We start from the raw sequence: 17,762 nt of genomic DNA, 5'->3' as shown, positions 1-17,762 counted from the left end.
ACGATTTATAGGAACATTAATTATGGAGGTTTGATAATGAGTTCGCCAAATTATCACGAAGTGTTAGCGTTAGCTAGAGAAGTAAAAGAAAATGAAAGATTAAAACTAATTTTAGAAATAAGTAAAACAATGAATGATGTTTTAATATTGAGCCTAGCTGTATGGGACGTCCAGAAAGTAGTGATCTTTTAAGAGTACTAGGAAGAGTAATAAAAAAGATAGTGTGCTTGTAACAAAACAGTGAATCTGTTACAAGCACACTATCTTCCTATAGTAAATCAAAACATATAGCAATCCCTACGGGTTCTCGCAGAGTAGGTTCATATAATATCCAAAGAATTAATAACCTTCATAGCAAGGTAAAAAGTTTTATGAGGCCCTATAAAGGTGTTTCAACTAAGTATCTTAGTAATTATATGTTTCTTTTTAAATACATAGAGTCAAAATATGAGGCTACGCCTATATTTTTTTAGGGGCACAAAGCCTTGTTTCAGCACGAACTTTAAGGGACGTCCACCAATATTCTCATAGCATGTATATTCTATCACTGTAATTTTCAACAGAGCCATAATATTTAATATTTTTGTAATGAATTTGTAATATAAAAATGGTATGATAGAAGGTGTATTAATTTACTTTCATGTTCATATATTGTAATTTGGTGGTGAAGATGTGGCAAAAAAAACTAAACAGAGTTATGGTAATTATATAATAGATAATAAAGAAGAGATATTAAAGCGAAAGAAAAAAATAATTAAATTAAAAAAGACCATGTTACTACTTGTAGTAATGATTTCTATTTTAATAACTTTGGCTTTAACTTTACCTACTTTTAATTTATCAGAGATTTTAGTTAGTGGGTTGGTAAATTTATCTGAAGACGGTGTTAAAACAACTACAAAGCTTCAAAAGGGTACCAATATATTCAAGATAAAAACAAAAAAAATAGAAAAAGAGTTAGAGAAAAACCCTTACATATTAGAAGCAACCATTATTAGAAAATACCCTAACAAACTCTCTATTGCTATCAATGAGAGAAAGATTGCTTTCTACACAGAAATATCAGGAGGTTTCTATGTGATTGATGATAAGGGTGTGGTTTTGGAAAAAAAGGAATCTATCGAAGGTATAGAAGCTTTAAAGATTGAAGGAATTGATGAAACATGTTTAAAAATAGGCGAACAGATTAAAAATATAGACGAAGATAAAATAAAGGCAATTTGCAATATTCATAAATTTATAAAAGAAAATAGTTTGTTTGAAAAATATAACATAATAAAATTGGAAGTTAATGACTTTGTAGACTTGAAATTATACGTAAATAATTTACACATGAAACTTGGAACTGTTGATAAAGTTAATAGCAAAGTTGCTAGGGGGTTTAGCATAATAGAAAGTGGGACCCTTGGAGAGATGAAGGGATATGTGGATGTAAGTTTTGAAGGCAATCCAGTTATTTATAAGGAAAAATAGATCAAAAGATTAAAAAGTAAAAGCATCATAGTTCAAGAAAGATTTTATTGGGAGGTAGGGTAAGTGAAAAGTATTATTTCCAAGCTATGTACCGGACTTATATTTTTAATGTTTGGATTTGTTATAATCACTCAACTTAATACTATAGGAGAGCAAAGTACAGATAAAGTTGAGGGTTCACAAAGTCCAGAAATATTATTAGAAAATGAGCAATTAAAAAAACAAAAGGAAGAATTGGAAAAGGCTGTTGAGGAACTAGAGGTGAAGGCGGCTGAATACGAAAAGGAAGCAACAGAAGATACAAAGAATCAAAGGCTCCTTGAAGAGCTAAATAATACTAGACTTAGAGCCGGATTAACTAATGTTGAGGGGCCAGGTATTACAATATATATTGATCCTAAAACTAGTTTATTCACTCCACAAGTAGAAGATGATCCTATACAAGATTATGAGTTACTGTATATCGTTAATGAATTATATGCTGCAGGGGCTGAAGCTGTATCTATAAATGATATAAGACTTATTGGAAACAGCAGTATAAGGATAGCAGGAAATAGTATTAGAATTAATGGTGAAAGAATTTCACAACAGGAGCGTATAGTTATAAAAGCTATAGGAAATAAGACTATATTAGAAGGGGCTATGGGATGGTTCATTCCTAATAGAGTGAAAAGAATCTGTGAGGTTACATCGGAAACAAAGGATAATATTAAAATTAAAAAGGCAAGTATACCAGTAAAATATGAACACATAAAAGAAGTACAAGAAAACTAAAAGTAGGAGTGATGAAATGATTGCATTAATAGGACTTATAATAGGAATTATATTAGGAATAGCTTTCAACATAAATTTTCCACTTAAATTATCACCATATATATCTGTTGCAATATTTGCTTGTATAGACTCCACTTTTGGGGCTATTAGAGCTACCTTAAATAAGGATTTTAGACCAGATATATTTATATCAGGATTCTTTGGAAATGCATTTTTAGCAGCAGGAATGGTTTATCTAGGGGATAAGCTGGGTATACCTGTATATATTGCAGCAATTATAATATTTGGACAGAGGATATTTACAAACTTTGCTGTTATAAGAAGGTTATTGATGGATAGAATAAAAACACATCATTAAGGAGATAATTAAATGCGAGTTAATGAAGCTAATATATTTTTACTTATAGCTACCATTATAATTGGTATTTTAATAGCTATGAATGTAAATTTAGGAGGAAAAACTAAATTTTTAGATGTAGAGCAGTATCAAAAGGCATATGATAGTAGGACAAAGTTACAAAATGAAATAAGTAATTTAGAAGACCAATATGTTGAAACTAATGATAAAATTAATAAATATGAAAGAAGTAGTATATCTGAGGATGAAGTTAGAAAAGAGATGATTGGAGAGATAAGCAAAAATAAACTTGCATTAGGTTTGCTTCCAGTGGTGGGAAATGGTGTAAAGATTACTTTAAATGATGCACCGGAAGCTACAATTTTAGGGCAAGATGTACCCCTTTATATGTTAATTCATGATTCGGATTTAACAATGGTTGTTAATGATTTAAGAGCTGCAGGAGCAGAGGCAATAGCTATTAATGGATATAGAATAATAGGTTCAACAGCTGGACTTTGTGCTGGAGCAACCATAGAGTTAGATGGGATAAAAGTAATAGCTCCTTTTTACATTACAGCTATTGGAAATCAGGATGTAATAAATAGTTTTCTTGAAAATCAACAAAATCAACTTAAGAGTTTGAAGGCAAGAGGCTGTTATGTAGATATTGAATCAGTTTATGATGAAAAGTTGCCAGCCTATAATGGAGAGTTAAAAAGTGAGTATCTAAAATTAAAATAAAAAACTAGAAAAAATTAATAATATTAAAGGTTTTTTAGATTATATCGAGAATAAATTATATGGGCATATATTTTCCATTATAAGCTAGAGTTTGTATATGAGACGGGAGGAATAAAATTGTCTATTGAAGAAAATTTTATAAAATTGAAGAATGAGTTGCCAGAAGAAGTGACATTGATTTCAGTATCAAAAACTAGATCTATAGCTGAAATACAAAATGTATATGACTTAGGGGAAAGAAATTTTGGAGAGAATAAAGTTCAAGAGTTAATGGAAAAGCAAGAAATCTTACCTAAGGATATTAGGTGGCACTTAATAGGTCATCTTCAAAGAAATAAGGTTAAATATTTAGTTGGACGAGTTTATTTAATACATTCTTTAGATAGTGTTAGACTTTTACAGGAGATTGAAAAACAATTTTCAAGTAAGGAACTTATTGCAAATGTATTAATTCAAATTAATATAGGTAGAGAAGAGTCTAAAACTGGGATTATGATGGAGGATTTAGATGAACTTATAAATGCTTGTGAACAGTGTAAAAACGTCAAGGTGAAAGGTATTATGGCTACTATTCCAAAAGGAGATACTGAAAGTTGTAATTACTATTTTACTAAGACTAAAGAAGTATTTGATACCCTGAAAACTAAAAGCTATAAAAATATTACCATGGAGATTTTATCTATGGGAATGAGTGGAGATTATAAAGAAGCTTTAAAAGTAGGATCAAATATGATTCGAATTGGTGAAGGGGTTTTTGGGAAAAGAGATTATAACAAATTAAAGTAGGAGGAAGGTTTATTATGGAATTTTTCAAAGGAATAAGTAGAATGATGGGATTTGATGAAGAAGATGATGAAGAATTATTAGAGAACAGGGAAGAAAACTATGATGAAGGTGAAGAGGAGATTGAAATTGAACCTTTCGTAAGCAAGAAGCAAAATAAAATAGTTAATATTCATACTGCATCATCCTCAAAGGTTGTAATTAGTAAGCCTTCAAATTATGATGAGGGAAAAATTATTGTAGACAATTTAAAGTCTAGAAGAATAGTTATTGTTAACTTAAATGGAGTAGAGCCTAAGGAAGGTCAAAGAATACTTGATTTCCTAATAGGAGCTATTTACGCATTAGAGGGAGGACTTCAACCTGTAGAAAAGGGAGTATTTATATTAACTCCATCTAATATTGAAGTTAGTAATGAATTAAAAAATGAGCTTACAAACAAAGGAATTTTTAGTTCCTTCAAATAAGTCTAGTACTCGAACTTAGTAAAGTATTACGTGGTTAATTTTATATATATTTGAGTGGTAGAATATAGCTTAAAAAACATGAACAGTATTAAGAGGAATTATAATAATATATAATGAATTAGAGGAAAGCTATGGAGAAGAAGGCATTTTTAGATATATTTAAAGACCACGATAAAAATTATATTTCAAGTATATATGAGGACATAGAACTATGTAAGAACATAGAAATTCCTATATATACAAAGGAGTTTGTGACTCCGGATATCTATATGAATATAAAAAACAACCAAAGTAAACTTGGGGTTTTTGTTCATGGTACTGGTGTGTTTGCGGATTGTGAGAGAAAGATGTTATGTTTTTCTACTAATACATATGAAACTCTGGACTATGATATTCATATTGTAAAGATAAAAAATAAATCAAAGTTTAAAGATCTTAAGCATAAAGATTATTTAGGCTCTATAATGGCTTTAGGAGTTAAGAGAAGCTTATTTGGAGACTTAGTAGTAAAAGGAGATGCTTGCTTTGTTCCAATGACAAGGTCAGTTTCTCAATATGTTCAATATAATTTAACTAACATTGGAAATTGTCCATGTACTATTGATAGAATAGATATAAATAGTGAAGATATCCCAAAGATTGAATTTGAAGAAAAGATTATAATGGTTACATCCCTTAGACTAGATAATGTGGTACCTAGTATTTGCAATATGTCTAGGGCTAAGGGCACAGATCTTATAAGTAATGGGTCTGTATTATTAAATTATCTTAAATGTAATAGAAAGGATAAATTAATAGAAATGAAGGATACTATTACCATAAGGGGATTTGGAAAGTATAAAATTAATTCAATTGAAGGAGAAACTAGTAAGGGACGAATTAAATTATTAATAGGTAAATATATTTAATGCGGGGTGAAGGATATGAAGATGACAGCTATGGACATTATGAACAAAGATTTTAAAAAAGCCATGAGAGGATATAACATGGATGAGGTGGATGAATTTTTAGAACAAATTTCTGAGGATTATGAAACCGTGTATAAGGAAAATGCTATTTTAAAGGAAAAATTAGATGTTTTTCAAGATAAATTAGATCATTATTCAAAGATGGAAACTACTATTCAAAGCACTTTGTTATTAGCACAAAATGCTGCAGAACAGGCAAAGCAAAGTTCTCAATCAGAAGCTGAACTTATAATTAAAAATGCAAATGAAAGTGCTAAAAGAATTTTAGATAAAGCTCACACTGATGTTTTAAATATCAATGATGAATTCGATAGAACAAAACAGGAATTTGCTAAGTTTAGGAGCAAGTTTAGAAACTTTATAGTTACACAAATGGAAATGTTTGAAGCGCTAGAAAAAGATTTTGATAAAAATTATAATATTTCAACTGTAATGGAAGAGAAGGTACATGAGCCAGTATTAGAAGTTGCTTCTGAGAAGGATGTAGAAAGCTTTGAATATAATACAGCTGAATTAGAGGATATAAAAAGTTTTTTTGTAGATAAGTAATATTGAAATTTTATTTACATATATTGTGTAATTTTTGGTAAATATGATTAATGTATAAATAGAATTCTTTGCTTTAGAGAGAGTTTTTACTCCCACTGAAGGTTATTAATAGAACTATAAGTATGAATTTATTCATACTTATAATTCGTTGTCCTTTAGGGGAAATTATTATCCAGGGACGTAGCAGCTCTTTAATCTCACTTTAGGGTGAGATTTTTTTATCTGCTGAAAGCTATTGACATATCCCGGAACATGTATATTATAATAGATGTAGTTGTACCCAATTAATGTGAAAAATTATATTTCGATATGTATTAACATAATTGGTGACCTAAATTTGTATTAAAGAAAAGTACCTAGAATTATTTGTACCTAGGAAGAAAAGAGGAGATTTTAGCATGAGGATAGGAATTATAGGAGCTATGGAAGAGGAAGTAAGCTCTCTAATAGCTGATATGGAAATAAAGAAAAAAGTTACAAGAGCAATGATGACATTTAATCATGGAACTATTTATGATAAGGATGTTGTAATAGTTAGAAGTGGAATAGGTAAGGTAAATGCAGCAGTTTGTACACAAATTTTAGTTGATGATTTCAATGTGGATGCTGTTATAAATGTCGGTATAGCTGGTGGTATTGGAGAAGATATATATCCAGGAGATGTGGTTATTGCAACAGATTTAGTGGAGCATGATATGGACACAACTAAATTTGGAGATAGACCAGGTCAAGTTCCTAATATGGAAGTCTTTGACTTTAAATGTGATAAGGGATTAGTAGAAAAAGCCCAAAGTGCTTGTGAAGGTATAAAAGATATAAATATTTTCACTGGTAGAATAGTATCTGGAGATCAATTTATAGCTGATATAGAGAAGATAAGATGGTTAAAAAGCGAGTTTAATGCGCTATCTTGTGAGATGGAAGGAGCAAGTATAGCTCATGCAGCTTATCTTAATAACAAACCTTTTGTTATAATACGATCAATTTCTGACAATGCTAATAATGGAGCACATATGGACTATGAAAAATTTAAAGAAATATCAGTTAAAAATTCAAATACCATATTACGTTCTATGTTAAAAACTTTATAAGGTGATATTATATGAAAAGAATACTTGCAGAAAAAAATAGTGGAGAAAAAATTACAGTACAGGTTAAGGATGTAATCATTGGTGGAGATGACTTAGTGTTTATATCTGGACCATGTGCAGTGGAAAACTATGATAAAATGATAAAGATAGGAAGAGCCTTGAAGGACCAGGGAGCACATATGATGAGAGCAGGTGCCTTCAAGCCTAGAACATCTCCCTATGATTTTCAAGGTCTCGGTATAGAAGGACTAAAAATACTTAAAGAAGTGGGAAATGAATTTGGTTTGCCAGTAGTATCTGAGGTAATGGATGCTAGAGATATAGAAATTTCTCTTCCTTATGTAGATATGATACAGGTTGGTTCTAGAAATATGTATAACTATACATTTTTGAAGGAATTAGGAAAGCTTAAAGTACCTGTACTTCTAAAAAGAGGGATAAGTGCAACTGTAGCTGAATGGATTTATGCAGCTGAATATGTTTTAAAGGAAGGTAATAATCAAGTAGTACTTTGTGAAAGAGGAGTAAGAACCTTTGAGACTACCACTAGAAATACCTTGGATTTAAACTCTGTAGCAGTGATTAAGGAAAATTATAGACTTCCTGTTATTGTGGACCCTAGTCATGGAACTGGAAGGCGTGAGTTAGTTGAAGCTATGAGTTTAGCTGCTGTGGCAGCTGGTGCAGATGGATTAATTATAGAAAGTCATGTAAATCCTGATAATTCTGTATCAGATGCAAGACAAACTATTAATGTAGAAAATTTAAAAAAAATTATAAATAAGTCTAATGCCATTAAAAATATTTTATCCGAGTTAAGATAAGGGGGAGTGGTTTTGACTTTAGGAATAATAATAGTAGTATTAGGTCTAATAATAGATAGAGGAACAAAATGGTGGGCTATAGGTACCTTAAAGGGTTCAGAAGGATTAACTGTAATTAAGGATTTCTTTACTCTTGATTATCTAGAAAACCGTGGAGCTGCTTTTGGAATGCTTCAAAATAAGCAGTGGTTATTTATTGTTATTACTATAGTTGTAGTTATAGGAATGATATTCTATTTATTAAAGTATAAGCCTAAGTTTAAATTAGTATATGTATCTATTGCTATGATAATTGCGGGAGCAATAGGTAATCTTATAGATAGAATAAGTTATAATTATGTAGTAGATTTTATTATGGTTCATTATAGGGATGTATATTATTTTCCAACCTTTAATGTGGCTGACATGCTAGTTTGTATAGGAACATTTTTTCTATTAATATGTATACTGAAGGATGAGATTTAATGGATTTTAAAAATTATATTATAGAAGAAGAAAATGTAGGGAAGAGACTTGACTTATTTGTAAGTGAAAATGAAGTAGATATGTCTAGATCTTTTGTCCAGGGAATTATTGAAAAACAACAAGTGAAAGTCAATGGACAGATAAGAAAAAGTAATTACAAATTAAGAGTAGGGGATCAGGTTCGAGTAGAACTAGCTGAGCCAGTGGAGCTTCAAGTAGAGGCTGAAGATATTCCTTTAGATATAATTTATGAGGACAGTGATGTTATAGTAATAAATAAACCACAGGACATGGTAGTCCATCCTGCCCCAGGAAATTATACTGGAACTCTTGTTAATGGTCTTCTTTATCATTGTAAGGACTTATCAGGTATAAACGGAGTTATAAGACCTGGTATAGTGCATAGAATTGATAAAGATACTTCTGGGGTATTAGTAGTTGCTAAAAATGATAAATCGCATAATTCATTAGCTATGCAGCTAAAGGACCACTCCATGAAGAGAACTTACTATGCCATAGTAGAAGGTATAGTAAAAGAGGAAGAGGGTACGGTTAGAAACAATATAGGAAGACATCCTGTAGAGAGAATAAAGATGGCTGTAGTTAAGGATGGAAAAGAAGCTATTACTAATTATAAAGTGCTGGACCGATTTAAAAGTAATACCTTGGTGGAATGTAGATTAGAAACAGGTAGAACACATCAAATTAGAGTTCATATGGCTCATTTACATCATCCACTAATTGGAGATCAAGTATATGGATATAAAAAACAGAAGTTTAAATTGCAAGGTCAAGCACTTCATGCGAAAAATTTAGGCTTTATACATCCTACCACAGGAGAGTATATGGAGTTTGATTCACAACTTCCAGAATATTTTCAGGATATATTAGATAAATTAAGAAAAGAAGTTTAGGGAGGGATTGTTATGGAACTGAAATCAGTACTTATGGACGATAAAGCAATTAAGAGAACTCTGACGAGAATTTCTCATGAAATTATAGAAAAAAACAAGGGTACAGAAAACTTAGTTATATTAGGAATTAAAAGTAGAGGAGTGCCACTAGCTAATAGAATTGCTGAACTGATCAACATGTTTGAAGGTGAAGAGGTAGAAGTAGGGAGTGTAGATATAACTAAATATAGAGACGACCTAAAAAAACCTGAAAACTTAAAGGAACATAATAGTATAGAATTAGGTGTAGACATAACTGGTAAGAGAATAATTCTAGTGGATGATGTTTTATTTACAGGAAGAAGTGTAAGAGCGGCAATAGATGCAATCATAGATAGAGGAAGACCTGAAATGATTCAGTTAGCTGTACTTGTAGATAGAGGTCATAGAGAGCTGCCAATAAGAGCTGATTATGTGGGGAAAAACATACCAACTTCAAGAAAAGAGGATATATCTGTTGAACTAGTAGAAAAAGATGGAGTGGACTCTGTAAGTCTATACGAGAATAATTAGGAGAAAAAATTTATGTATAAAATAATTGTAACTACTACCTTTGGTATAGAGGCTATTACAGGCAAGGAGCTAAAGAATTTAGGATATGAAGACTTAAAAATAGAAAATGGAAAGATAACCTTTGAAGGAGATGAAATGGATGTTGCTATCTGTAATATCCATTTAAGAACTGCAGAGAGAGTTTTTCTAGAGATGGCAGAATTTGAAGCTACCTCCTTTGAAGAATTATTTCAAGGAACTAAAAAAGTTGACTGGGGTAGCTTAATACCTATTGATGGTAAGATGCATGTTATAGGAAAATCTGTTAAATCTACTTTACATAGTGTACCTGACTGTCAAGGTATAGTAAAAAAAGCTGTAGTAGAAAAAATGAAAGAAAAATATGATACTAATTGGTTTAGTGAAGATGGACCAGTATATAAGATAGAAGTTGGAATTCTAAAGGATAAGGTAACCCTTGCAGTAGATACCTCTGGAATAGGACTTCATAAGAGGGGATATAGGGAAAATGCAGGAATGGCTCCTTTGAAGGAAACCTTAGCAGCAGCCTTAGTTTTGATAGCCAAATTCAATGGAGATGAGCTTTTAATAGACCCATTTTGTGGATCAGGAACTATACCTATAGAAGCGGCACTGATAGCTAAAAATATAGCACCAGGAGTTAATAGACACTTTGTAAGTGAAACTTGGCCTACCTTTGACAAAGAAATTTGGGAGCAGGTACGCGAAGGAGCGAAAAGAAGTGTTAATAAAAAAGACTTCGTTATTCAAGGCTCTGATATAGATGGAAGAGTACTTAGAACTGCCATGGATAATGCTAAAAAAGCAGGTGTAGAGAAGTATGTTAACTTCCAAAGACTTGATATGAAGGATGTAAGAAATAGAAAAAAAGGTGGTATGATAATAACTAATCCACCTTATGGAGAGAGACTTTTAGATGAAGATGAGGTTAAGTATCTCTACAAAACTTTTTCTAATGTGTATGCAGGACTAGAGGATTGGTCTTGCTATGTACTAACATCCTATGATGACTTTCAAAAGGTATTTGGAAAAAAGGCTGATAAAAACAGAAAACTTTATAATGGAAGAATTCAGTGTTATTACTATCAATATAATCCGAAGAAATAAATTAAAGACTATCTCAAAAAAATTTGAGATAGTCTTTGTTTTAAGCTTGCTTTAAATCAAGTTTTATAGGATCTACATAGATGGTTTTGTTTGTGGAGTAGGTTACCATACCAGGCTTTCCTTTAGCCATTTTTTTAACATTTCTAATTTCTGTGTAGTCTATAGGTACCTTTGTAGAGTTTTTACCCTTGCTATAGAAGGCGGCTAAGGTTGCAGCTTCAAGAAGGGTGGAATCAGGTACTTCTCCAAGGTTTTTAATGATTACATGGGAACCTGGAATATTTTTTATGTGAAGCCAAATATCATTGTTATGAGCAAACTTCAGAGTTAAATAATCATTTTCTAGATTGTTTTTACCTACATATATATCAATGCCATCACTAGATATGAAGTGGAGTGGTTTTGAAGGCTTAGTCTTTTTACTTTTCATAGACTTTTTGAAAGCAATGTAGCCAGTTTCCACTAACTCATTTTTTATATCCTCTAAATCTTTATAGTTATCAGCATTTTCAATATTACTAAGTACTGATTGAAGATATTCATCCTCTTCTTCGGCTAATTCTATTTGGATATAAGCATTTTCTTCTGCAGCTTTTAATTTACTGTATTTTTTAAAATACTTTTGAGCATTTTCAGAAGGGGTTTTATTTACATCTAAAGGAATTTTAATATATTCTTCTTCCTCACTATAATAATTTAATGCTTCAACCTCTTTATCACCCTTTTTAATATTATAAATATTTGCAGTTATAAGCTCTCCATATAGATTATATTTTTGCTTTTCTTCACATTCAATTAAAGTTTTTTTTAGAATGTTTAATTTTTTTTCAACTCTGTCTATGTTATTTATAACTAGCTTTTGCATATCATGACTTTTACTTTGAAGTCTACTTATTTTATCCTTTGCATGATAGAAGCTTTCTAGAAGACTACTAGGAGAAGAATATTCTTCACATTGTCCACCATAATCTAAAATATACTCTAGCTTTATACAGTGGAAATCTTTTAGTTCATCATTTATGGAATAGCTATAAAGGTCATAATTATTATCTTTGGATTTAGCAAAAAACTCTATTAAGAATTCATAGATTCCCTTTAGGTTATTTTTACTTAAAGGAATATTTCTTTTATTTAGCCTAAAAGAAATCTCTTTAGCTATAGGATTACTTACTCCATCTAAAACTCTAGTAAAGAATTTTTCATTTAGCTCTTCATCTTCATAGAGACTAAAAGTTTTTTCTTGAAATGATTCAAAGGTAGTGTTGAATATATCAAGTTTATTACTTTCAGGAGGATATACATATTCAATACCAGGATAGAGTACTCTATAGCTATTTATATCTGGTGTAATATGTTTTATGGAATCCATGATGAGTCCATCTCTTTTTCTTATCAAAGTAATGTTACTGTGTCTACCCATGATTTCAATTATCAGGGTATATATACTGTTAAAGCCTAATTCATCACTACTTTCAAAATCTAAAAGTAGGATTCTGTCGTTATTTAATTGAGTAACATCTTTTAAAACTGCAGTATTTAGATATTTTCTTAAAACCATACAAAATACAGGTGCCTTAAGTGGACTTTCCTTAGAGTAATCAATAAAGTTTATTCTAGGATAAGAAGCGTTAGCGTTTAGCAGTAGTCTAACAGGTTTCCTATTTATTTTAAAGCTCAGTATTATTTCATCCTTTTCAGGTTGGGTTATTTTATCTATTCTACTGCTTATTAGAGTGTTTTTTATTTCATTGGCTAGAGAGCGCAAATATAATCCATCTAGTGCCATATAAATCATCCTTTCATTTAAGCATATATTTTACAGTATATCACTATTATTTTATAAATAAAATACAAAATAAGTTAGGACAAGGATAATTTCCTTAATTGAAGATGATATAATAAAAGTAATATTGAATTTAAGGAATATTTAAGTTAAAGGAACTGTAGTTGTTTAAGAAGTAATAAGAATGAATTTACATAAGAGTTGAATATATAGAAAAAATTATAAAGGCAGGGTGGATATAAATGGAGTTAAGGAAAAGTATCATTAACTTAAGAAGGGAATTTCATAGATGTGCAGAAGCTGGGTGGTTAGAATTTGAAACCACCATAAAAATAATGGATTACTTGAAAAAACTTGGATATAATCTACAATATGGTAAGGAAATACATAGTAATCCAATGGGTATGGCTGATGAAGAAATACTTACTAATCATAGGATAGAGTGTAGTAGAGCAATTAAAAACAAGTCCTATAATGTAGATGAAATTCTACAAGGCTATACTGGGGTAGTAGCAAGTATAGATACAGGAGTTCAGGGTCCTACCATGGCTTTTAGATTTGATATAGATGGTCTTAAGGTTGAGGAAGCTAAGGAAAATCATAGACCTTTTAAAGAGGGATTTTCTTCTAAAAATCCAGGAATATGTCATTGTTGTGGTCACGATGCTCATATAGCTATGGGCCTTCAGCTTGCAAATACTATTGTAGAGATGAAAGAAAAATTAACAGGAAAAATAAAGCTCATATTTCAACCAGCAGAGGAAGAGGTTAGAGGGGCTAAGTCTATGGTAGAAGCTGGAGTTTTAAAAGATGTAGATTATTTATTCTCTGGTCACATCGGCTTTATTAATAAAAATAATGCCATAGCTGTTAAAGTTAAAAATTTGCTTGCTACTAATAAAGTGGAGGTAGAGTTCTTAGGTAAATCTGCCCATGCAGGTCTTTGTCCAGAAGAGGGAAGAAATGCTCTTTTAGCAGGAGCAAGCTGTATTTTAAATCTTCATAGCCAAGTGCAATTTGGAAAAGGAGTAGGAAGACTTAACGTAGGAACTCTTCATGGAGGAACTGGAAAAAATGTTATAGCAGATAAAGCAGTTTTACAGTTGGAAACAAGGGGCGATACTAACGAAATTAATGATAGAATCATGGATATGGTTTGTCGAGTAGTTAAGGGTGCAGCAATTTCCTACAATGTGGAATATAATATAAGAGTAGTTGGTTCTGCAAGGGCATATAATAGCACCGATAATGAATTTTCTAAGATAGTAATAAAAAATCTTAGAAGTTTACCTATAGAAATTATTGAAGAATTTTCCTTTGGAGCTTCTGAGGATATAACTTATATGTTAGAAGAGGTGGAAAAGCAAGGGGGAAAGGGAATCTATTTTATAATTCCATCTTCTATTGTGGCACCACATCATAATCCCTATTTTGATTTTAATGAAGAATCACTTATAATAGGTCATGATGCATATGTACGTATGATAAGAACTTTTTTACAAAAAGATATAATTTAAACTTGAGATAAATTTACTAAATTAAACAAGCTAAGGGATGTGTAGTTTTGAAAGAAGCAATGAAAGAAATTTTGGAAAAATATTATGGATATAAAAGCTTTAGGACAGGTCAACAGCCAGTTATAGAATCTATTTTAAAGGGAGAGGATGCACTTACTATAATGTCTACAGGTAGTGGTAAGTCTATATGTTATCAAGTGCCTGCTTTAATCCTTCAGGGATTAACTATAGTAATTTCACCTTTAATTTCCCTTATGAAGGATCAAGTAGATGCACTTAAGGACATGGGGATACCTTGTAGCTATATTAATAGCTCCTTAAGCAGTAAAGATTTTAAAGAAGTATTAGATGGAATAAAGGAAGAAAAATATAAAATACTTTATATAGCCCCTGAGAGATTAGATAATATAGAATTTTATAATGTAATTTCTAGGATACCTATTAGCCAGATAGCTATAGATGAGGCCCATTGTGTATCTCAATGGGGTCATGACTTTAGAGCTAGTTATAAAAGAATTGCAGGTTTTATAGAAAGGCTTATGGTGAGACCTATAGTTACAGCCTTTACTGCAACAGCTTCTAAAGAAGTAAGACAAGATATAGTAAAACTTTTAAAGCTTCAAAGTCCTAAAATATTTATTACTGGCTTTGATAGAGAAAACTTGTCTATAAATATAGTTAAATCTGAGAATAGGAAGAAATATCTTCTTAAATTTATGGAAGACAATAAAGAGAACTCTGGTATTATATATGGAGCTACTAGAAAGGAAGTAGATAATATTTATAGAGAGCTTTCTAGTAAGGGATATAATATAGCTAGATATCATGCGGGTTTATCTGATGAGGAAAGAAAAGAGAATCAAGAAGATTTTATTTATGATAGAGTTAAGATTATGGTGGCAACTAATGCCTTTGGTATGGGAATAGATAAGTCTAATATAAGATATGTGGTTCACTATAATATGCCTAAAAATATAGAAGGTTATTACCAAGAGATTGGAAGAGCTGGTAGAGATGGTGAGAAGAGTCAGTGTATATTATTATTTTCTCCAGGAGATATCCATGTTCAAAAGTATTTAATAGAGATGAGTATAGAAAATCCGGAGAGAAAAAACAATCAGTATAAAGCACTTCAGCAGATGGTGGATTTTGTTTATAGTAATGATTGTTATAGAAAATATATTTTAAATTACTTTGGAGAAAGTTATGAAGATGATTGTAATAATTGTAGTAATTGTTTAAATCAGGGAGAGATAGTTGATAAAACTGTAGATGCTCAAAAGGTATTATCTTGTATATATAGGATGAAACGAAACTATGGTGCAACTATGCTTATAGATGTACTAAGAGGATCGAAAAATAAAAAGGTTACACAGTTTAATTTTCAAGAGCTATCTACCTATGGAATAATGAAGGATTATTCAAGTGAAAACCTAAAAACTTTTATAAATACATTAATTTCTCATGGGTATATAAATCAAGTTGAAGGAACTTATCCTGTCCTTGCATTAAATAATAAGTCTATGGAAGTACTTAGAGGTAAGGAAGTAGTTCACTTTAAAGAATTTAAAGTTAAAGTAAATGCAGAGGTAAGAAATGAACTCTTTGATATATTAAGAGAACTTAGATATAACATGGCAAAGGCTGCTGGAATTCCTCCATATATAATTTTTAGTGATGGAACCCTTAGGGAAATGAGTGTTAAGCATCCTACAAATAAGGAGGAGTTTTTAGAGATATCTGGAGTGGGAGAAACTAAGTATAGTAAGTATGGTAAGGAATTTCAAGGTGCTATTATAGAGTATGTTGAAGCTAACAATCTAACTGTTAAGGAAAAGAATAACCCTGACAAAAGCTATGAAGAAGCTAGTGTAACTAAATCAGAAGAAATTAGTAGTATTAATGAGGAATCAGGGGATTTTTATGTAAATACTGATAAAAAGCTATTTGAAAGGTTAGTTTTAGTGCGAAAGGAATTTAGCAGGATAGAAGGTGCCATGGAACAGAATATCATAGCAAAAAATACTCTAAAAGAGATAAGTGGAAGATATCCTAAAACCTTAGAAGAGCTAAAGGATATAGGAGGTATGGGGCCTAAGAAGATAGAAAAATATGGAGTGGCTTTAATAGAAGCAGTAAATACATATATAGAAGAAGAAGGAATAACTCCTATATGGGAAGAAAAAAAGAAAAAAAGATTAGTTATAGATGGAGATGAAAGAAAGAATAAGGAAATAGCTTTAGACATGCTAAATGAAGACTTTGCAATTGAGGATATTGCAGAAGAGATTGAGGTATCAATTTCAACTATACTTGGATACGTTACAGAGTATATAGAGGAGTATGGAAGACCTAAGTTTACTATTCCTTTAAATAAGTTTTTTAACCAAGATGAAGAAAAAATTATCATGGAAGTTTGTGAAAGAGTTGGCTATGATAAGGTTAGTAAGGTAAAGGCAGAGTTACCTAAGACAATTAATTATGAATCTATAAGAGCTGTTATACTTAAGAATTACTTTTAAGAGGAGAATATTATGGAAATTTTAAAATTTACAAAGATGCAGGGAGCAGGAAATAATTTTGTGGTTTTTGAAGATATGGAAGTAAAATACAATGATTTAGGTACTTTAGCTAAAAAGTTATGTGATAGAAATTTTGGCATAGGAGGAGATGGAATATTAGTAGTAAGAAGAAGTAAAATTGCTGATATTCAAATGATAATAATAAATAGTGATGGTTCCTATGCTGGTATGTGTGGAAATGGAATAAGATGCTTTGCAAAATACGTATATGAAAATAACATGGTAAGAAAAAGTGAGTTTACCGTAGAAACAGGAGATGGTATAAAGGTTTGTCATCTGTTCATAGAAGATAATAAGGTAAAAGCTGTTAAGATAAATATGGGAAGAGAGAGTTTTAATCCAAAGTTTATTCCTGCCTTAGGAGAGGAAGAAATTATTAAAAAAGATATATGTGCCAATGGAAAAAGCTATAATATAACTTCATTATTACTTGGAGTTCCCCATACTGTTTTATTAACTGAAGAGGGCGGGTTTAAGGTTGAAGAAGGTGCAGCCATAGAAACCCATGAATTATTTCCACAGGGGACCAATGTTAACTTTTGCAGAGTTGTGAATAGAGAGGAAATAAAGGTTAATACCTGGGAAAGAGGAGCAGGGCCAACCCTTGCCTGTGGAACAGGATGTTGTTCATCGGTGGTGGTTTGTAATAAATTAAATTTAGTAGATAAATCTGTGAAGGTTATGGCTCCAGGAGGTATTTTAACTATAGAAATAACTGAGGAAGGAATAATGATGACGGGGCCAGCGGAGAATGTATTTAAGGGTGAAATAGCAGTATAAGTGAACATTAAGGGTTTATATTTAAACAATT

At 31.1% G+C, this 17,762-nt stretch carries 19 protein-coding genes; 18 read left to right on the top strand and 1 reads right to left on the bottom strand.

Annotation, left to right across the window (positions count from 1 at the left end):
- Positions 1-36: 36 nt before the first annotated feature.
- The 15 genes from B3086_RS08955 to B3086_RS08880 all read left to right on the top strand — a co-directional run bounded on the left by B3086_RS08955 (position 37) and on the right by B3086_RS08880 (position 11,069).
- Positions 37-192 (top strand): hypothetical protein, encoded by a 156-nt coding sequence (locus tag B3086_RS08955; protein WP_346877397.1) that lies wholly within the window; start codon positions 37-39, stop codon positions 190-192.
- A 480-nt stretch (positions 193-672) separates the two neighbouring features.
- Positions 673-1,473, top strand: a complete 801-nt coding sequence (locus tag B3086_RS08945) for a cell division protein FtsQ/DivIB (RefSeq protein ID WP_346878729.1) — start codon at positions 673-675, stop codon at positions 1,471-1,473.
- 63 nt (positions 1,474-1,536) lie between these two features.
- Positions 1,537-2,247: a DUF881 domain-containing protein gene (locus B3086_RS08940; RefSeq protein ID WP_346847922.1), complete on the top strand. Its 711-nt coding sequence runs from the start codon at positions 1,537-1,539 to the stop codon at positions 2,245-2,247.
- Positions 2,248-2,263: 16 nt separating this feature from the next.
- Positions 2,264-2,605, top strand: coding sequence for a small basic family protein (locus B3086_RS08935; RefSeq protein WP_035129303.1), 342 nt, complete (start codon positions 2,264-2,266; stop codon positions 2,603-2,605).
- Positions 2,606-2,617: 12 nt separating this feature from the next.
- Positions 2,618-3,328, top strand: coding sequence for a DUF881 domain-containing protein (locus B3086_RS08930; protein ID WP_346877399.1), 711 nt, complete (start codon positions 2,618-2,620; stop codon positions 3,326-3,328).
- Between the two features lie 117 nt (positions 3,329-3,445).
- A complete protein-coding gene (locus B3086_RS08925) occupies positions 3,446-4,114 on the top strand; it encodes a YggS family pyridoxal phosphate-dependent enzyme (protein ID WP_346877400.1) in 669 nt (222 codons plus the stop codon).
- Positions 4,115-4,128: 14 nt separating this feature from the next.
- On the top strand, positions 4,129-4,578 hold the full coding sequence (locus B3086_RS08920) for a cell division protein SepF (RefSeq protein ID WP_035129307.1): 450 nt from the start codon (positions 4,129-4,131) through the stop codon (positions 4,576-4,578).
- A 131-nt stretch (positions 4,579-4,709) separates the two neighbouring features.
- Positions 4,710-5,486, top strand: a complete 777-nt coding sequence (locus B3086_RS08915; protein ID WP_346877401.1) for an RNA-binding protein — start codon at positions 4,710-4,712, stop codon at positions 5,484-5,486.
- 15 nt (positions 5,487-5,501) lie between these two features.
- Positions 5,502-6,095, top strand: a complete 594-nt coding sequence (locus tag B3086_RS08910; protein WP_346847926.1) for a DivIVA domain-containing protein — start codon at positions 5,502-5,504, stop codon at positions 6,093-6,095.
- A 398-nt stretch (positions 6,096-6,493) separates the two neighbouring features.
- Positions 6,494-7,186, top strand: a complete 693-nt coding sequence (locus tag B3086_RS08905; protein WP_346877402.1) for a 5'-methylthioadenosine/adenosylhomocysteine nucleosidase — start codon at positions 6,494-6,496, stop codon at positions 7,184-7,186.
- An 11-nt stretch (positions 7,187-7,197) separates the two neighbouring features.
- A complete protein-coding gene (gene aroF, locus B3086_RS08900) occupies positions 7,198-8,010 on the top strand; it encodes a 3-deoxy-7-phosphoheptulonate synthase (protein WP_346847928.1) in 813 nt (270 codons plus the stop codon).
- Between the two features lie 12 nt (positions 8,011-8,022).
- Positions 8,023-8,475 carry a signal peptidase II gene (gene lspA / locus B3086_RS08895; RefSeq protein WP_346847929.1) on the top strand — a complete coding sequence of 151 codons (453 nt, stop codon included), beginning with the start codon at positions 8,023-8,025 and terminating at the stop codon, positions 8,473-8,475.
- Positions 8,475-9,389, top strand: coding sequence for an RluA family pseudouridine synthase (locus B3086_RS08890; protein WP_346847930.1), 915 nt, complete (start codon positions 8,475-8,477; stop codon positions 9,387-9,389). The genes lspA and B3086_RS08890 overlap by 1 nt, the downstream gene beginning before the upstream one ends.
- 12 nt (positions 9,390-9,401) lie before the next feature.
- Positions 9,402-9,941 carry a bifunctional pyr operon transcriptional regulator/uracil phosphoribosyltransferase PyrR gene (gene pyrR, locus B3086_RS08885; RefSeq protein WP_035129314.1) on the top strand — a complete coding sequence of 180 codons (540 nt, stop codon included), beginning with the start codon at positions 9,402-9,404 and terminating at the stop codon, positions 9,939-9,941.
- Between the two features lie 12 nt (positions 9,942-9,953).
- On the top strand, positions 9,954-11,069 hold the full coding sequence (locus B3086_RS08880; RefSeq protein WP_346847931.1) for a class I SAM-dependent RNA methyltransferase: 1,116 nt from the start codon (positions 9,954-9,956) through the stop codon (positions 11,067-11,069).
- Between the two features lie 40 nt (positions 11,070-11,109).
- On the opposite strand, the gene B3086_RS08875 is transcribed toward B3086_RS08880, so the two are convergent.
- Positions 11,110-12,855, bottom strand: a complete 1,746-nt coding sequence (locus B3086_RS08875; protein WP_346847932.1) for an Rqc2 family fibronectin-binding protein — start codon at positions 12,853-12,855, stop codon at positions 11,110-11,112.
- A 239-nt stretch (positions 12,856-13,094) separates the two neighbouring features.
- Here B3086_RS08875 and B3086_RS08870 point away from each other — a divergent pair, with 239 nt between their 5' ends.
- The 3 genes from B3086_RS08870 to dapF are packed head-to-tail and all read left to right on the top strand — an operon-like array spanning position 13,095 to position 17,731.
- Entirely contained in the window at positions 13,095-14,369 is a 1,275-nt protein-coding gene (locus tag B3086_RS08870; protein ID WP_346893217.1) for an amidohydrolase, read from the top strand.
- A 47-nt stretch (positions 14,370-14,416) separates the two neighbouring features.
- Entirely contained in the window at positions 14,417-16,891 is a 2,475-nt protein-coding gene (gene recQ / locus B3086_RS08865) for a DNA helicase RecQ (protein WP_414632281.1), read from the top strand.
- A gap of 12 nt (positions 16,892-16,903) precedes the next feature.
- A complete protein-coding gene (gene dapF, locus B3086_RS08860; RefSeq protein ID WP_346847935.1) occupies positions 16,904-17,731 on the top strand; it encodes a diaminopimelate epimerase in 828 nt (275 codons plus the stop codon).
- Positions 17,732-17,762: the final 31 nt, after the last annotated feature.

The organism is Clostridium sp. UBA871 (genome assembly GCF_002295255.1).
Classification (GTDB): Bacteria; Bacillota; Clostridia; order Clostridiales; family Clostridiaceae; genus Clostridium_J; species Clostridium_J sulfidigenes.
The sequence above is the reverse complement of the archived record's forward strand: the minus strand, read 5'-3'. Positions and strand labels throughout refer to the sequence as shown.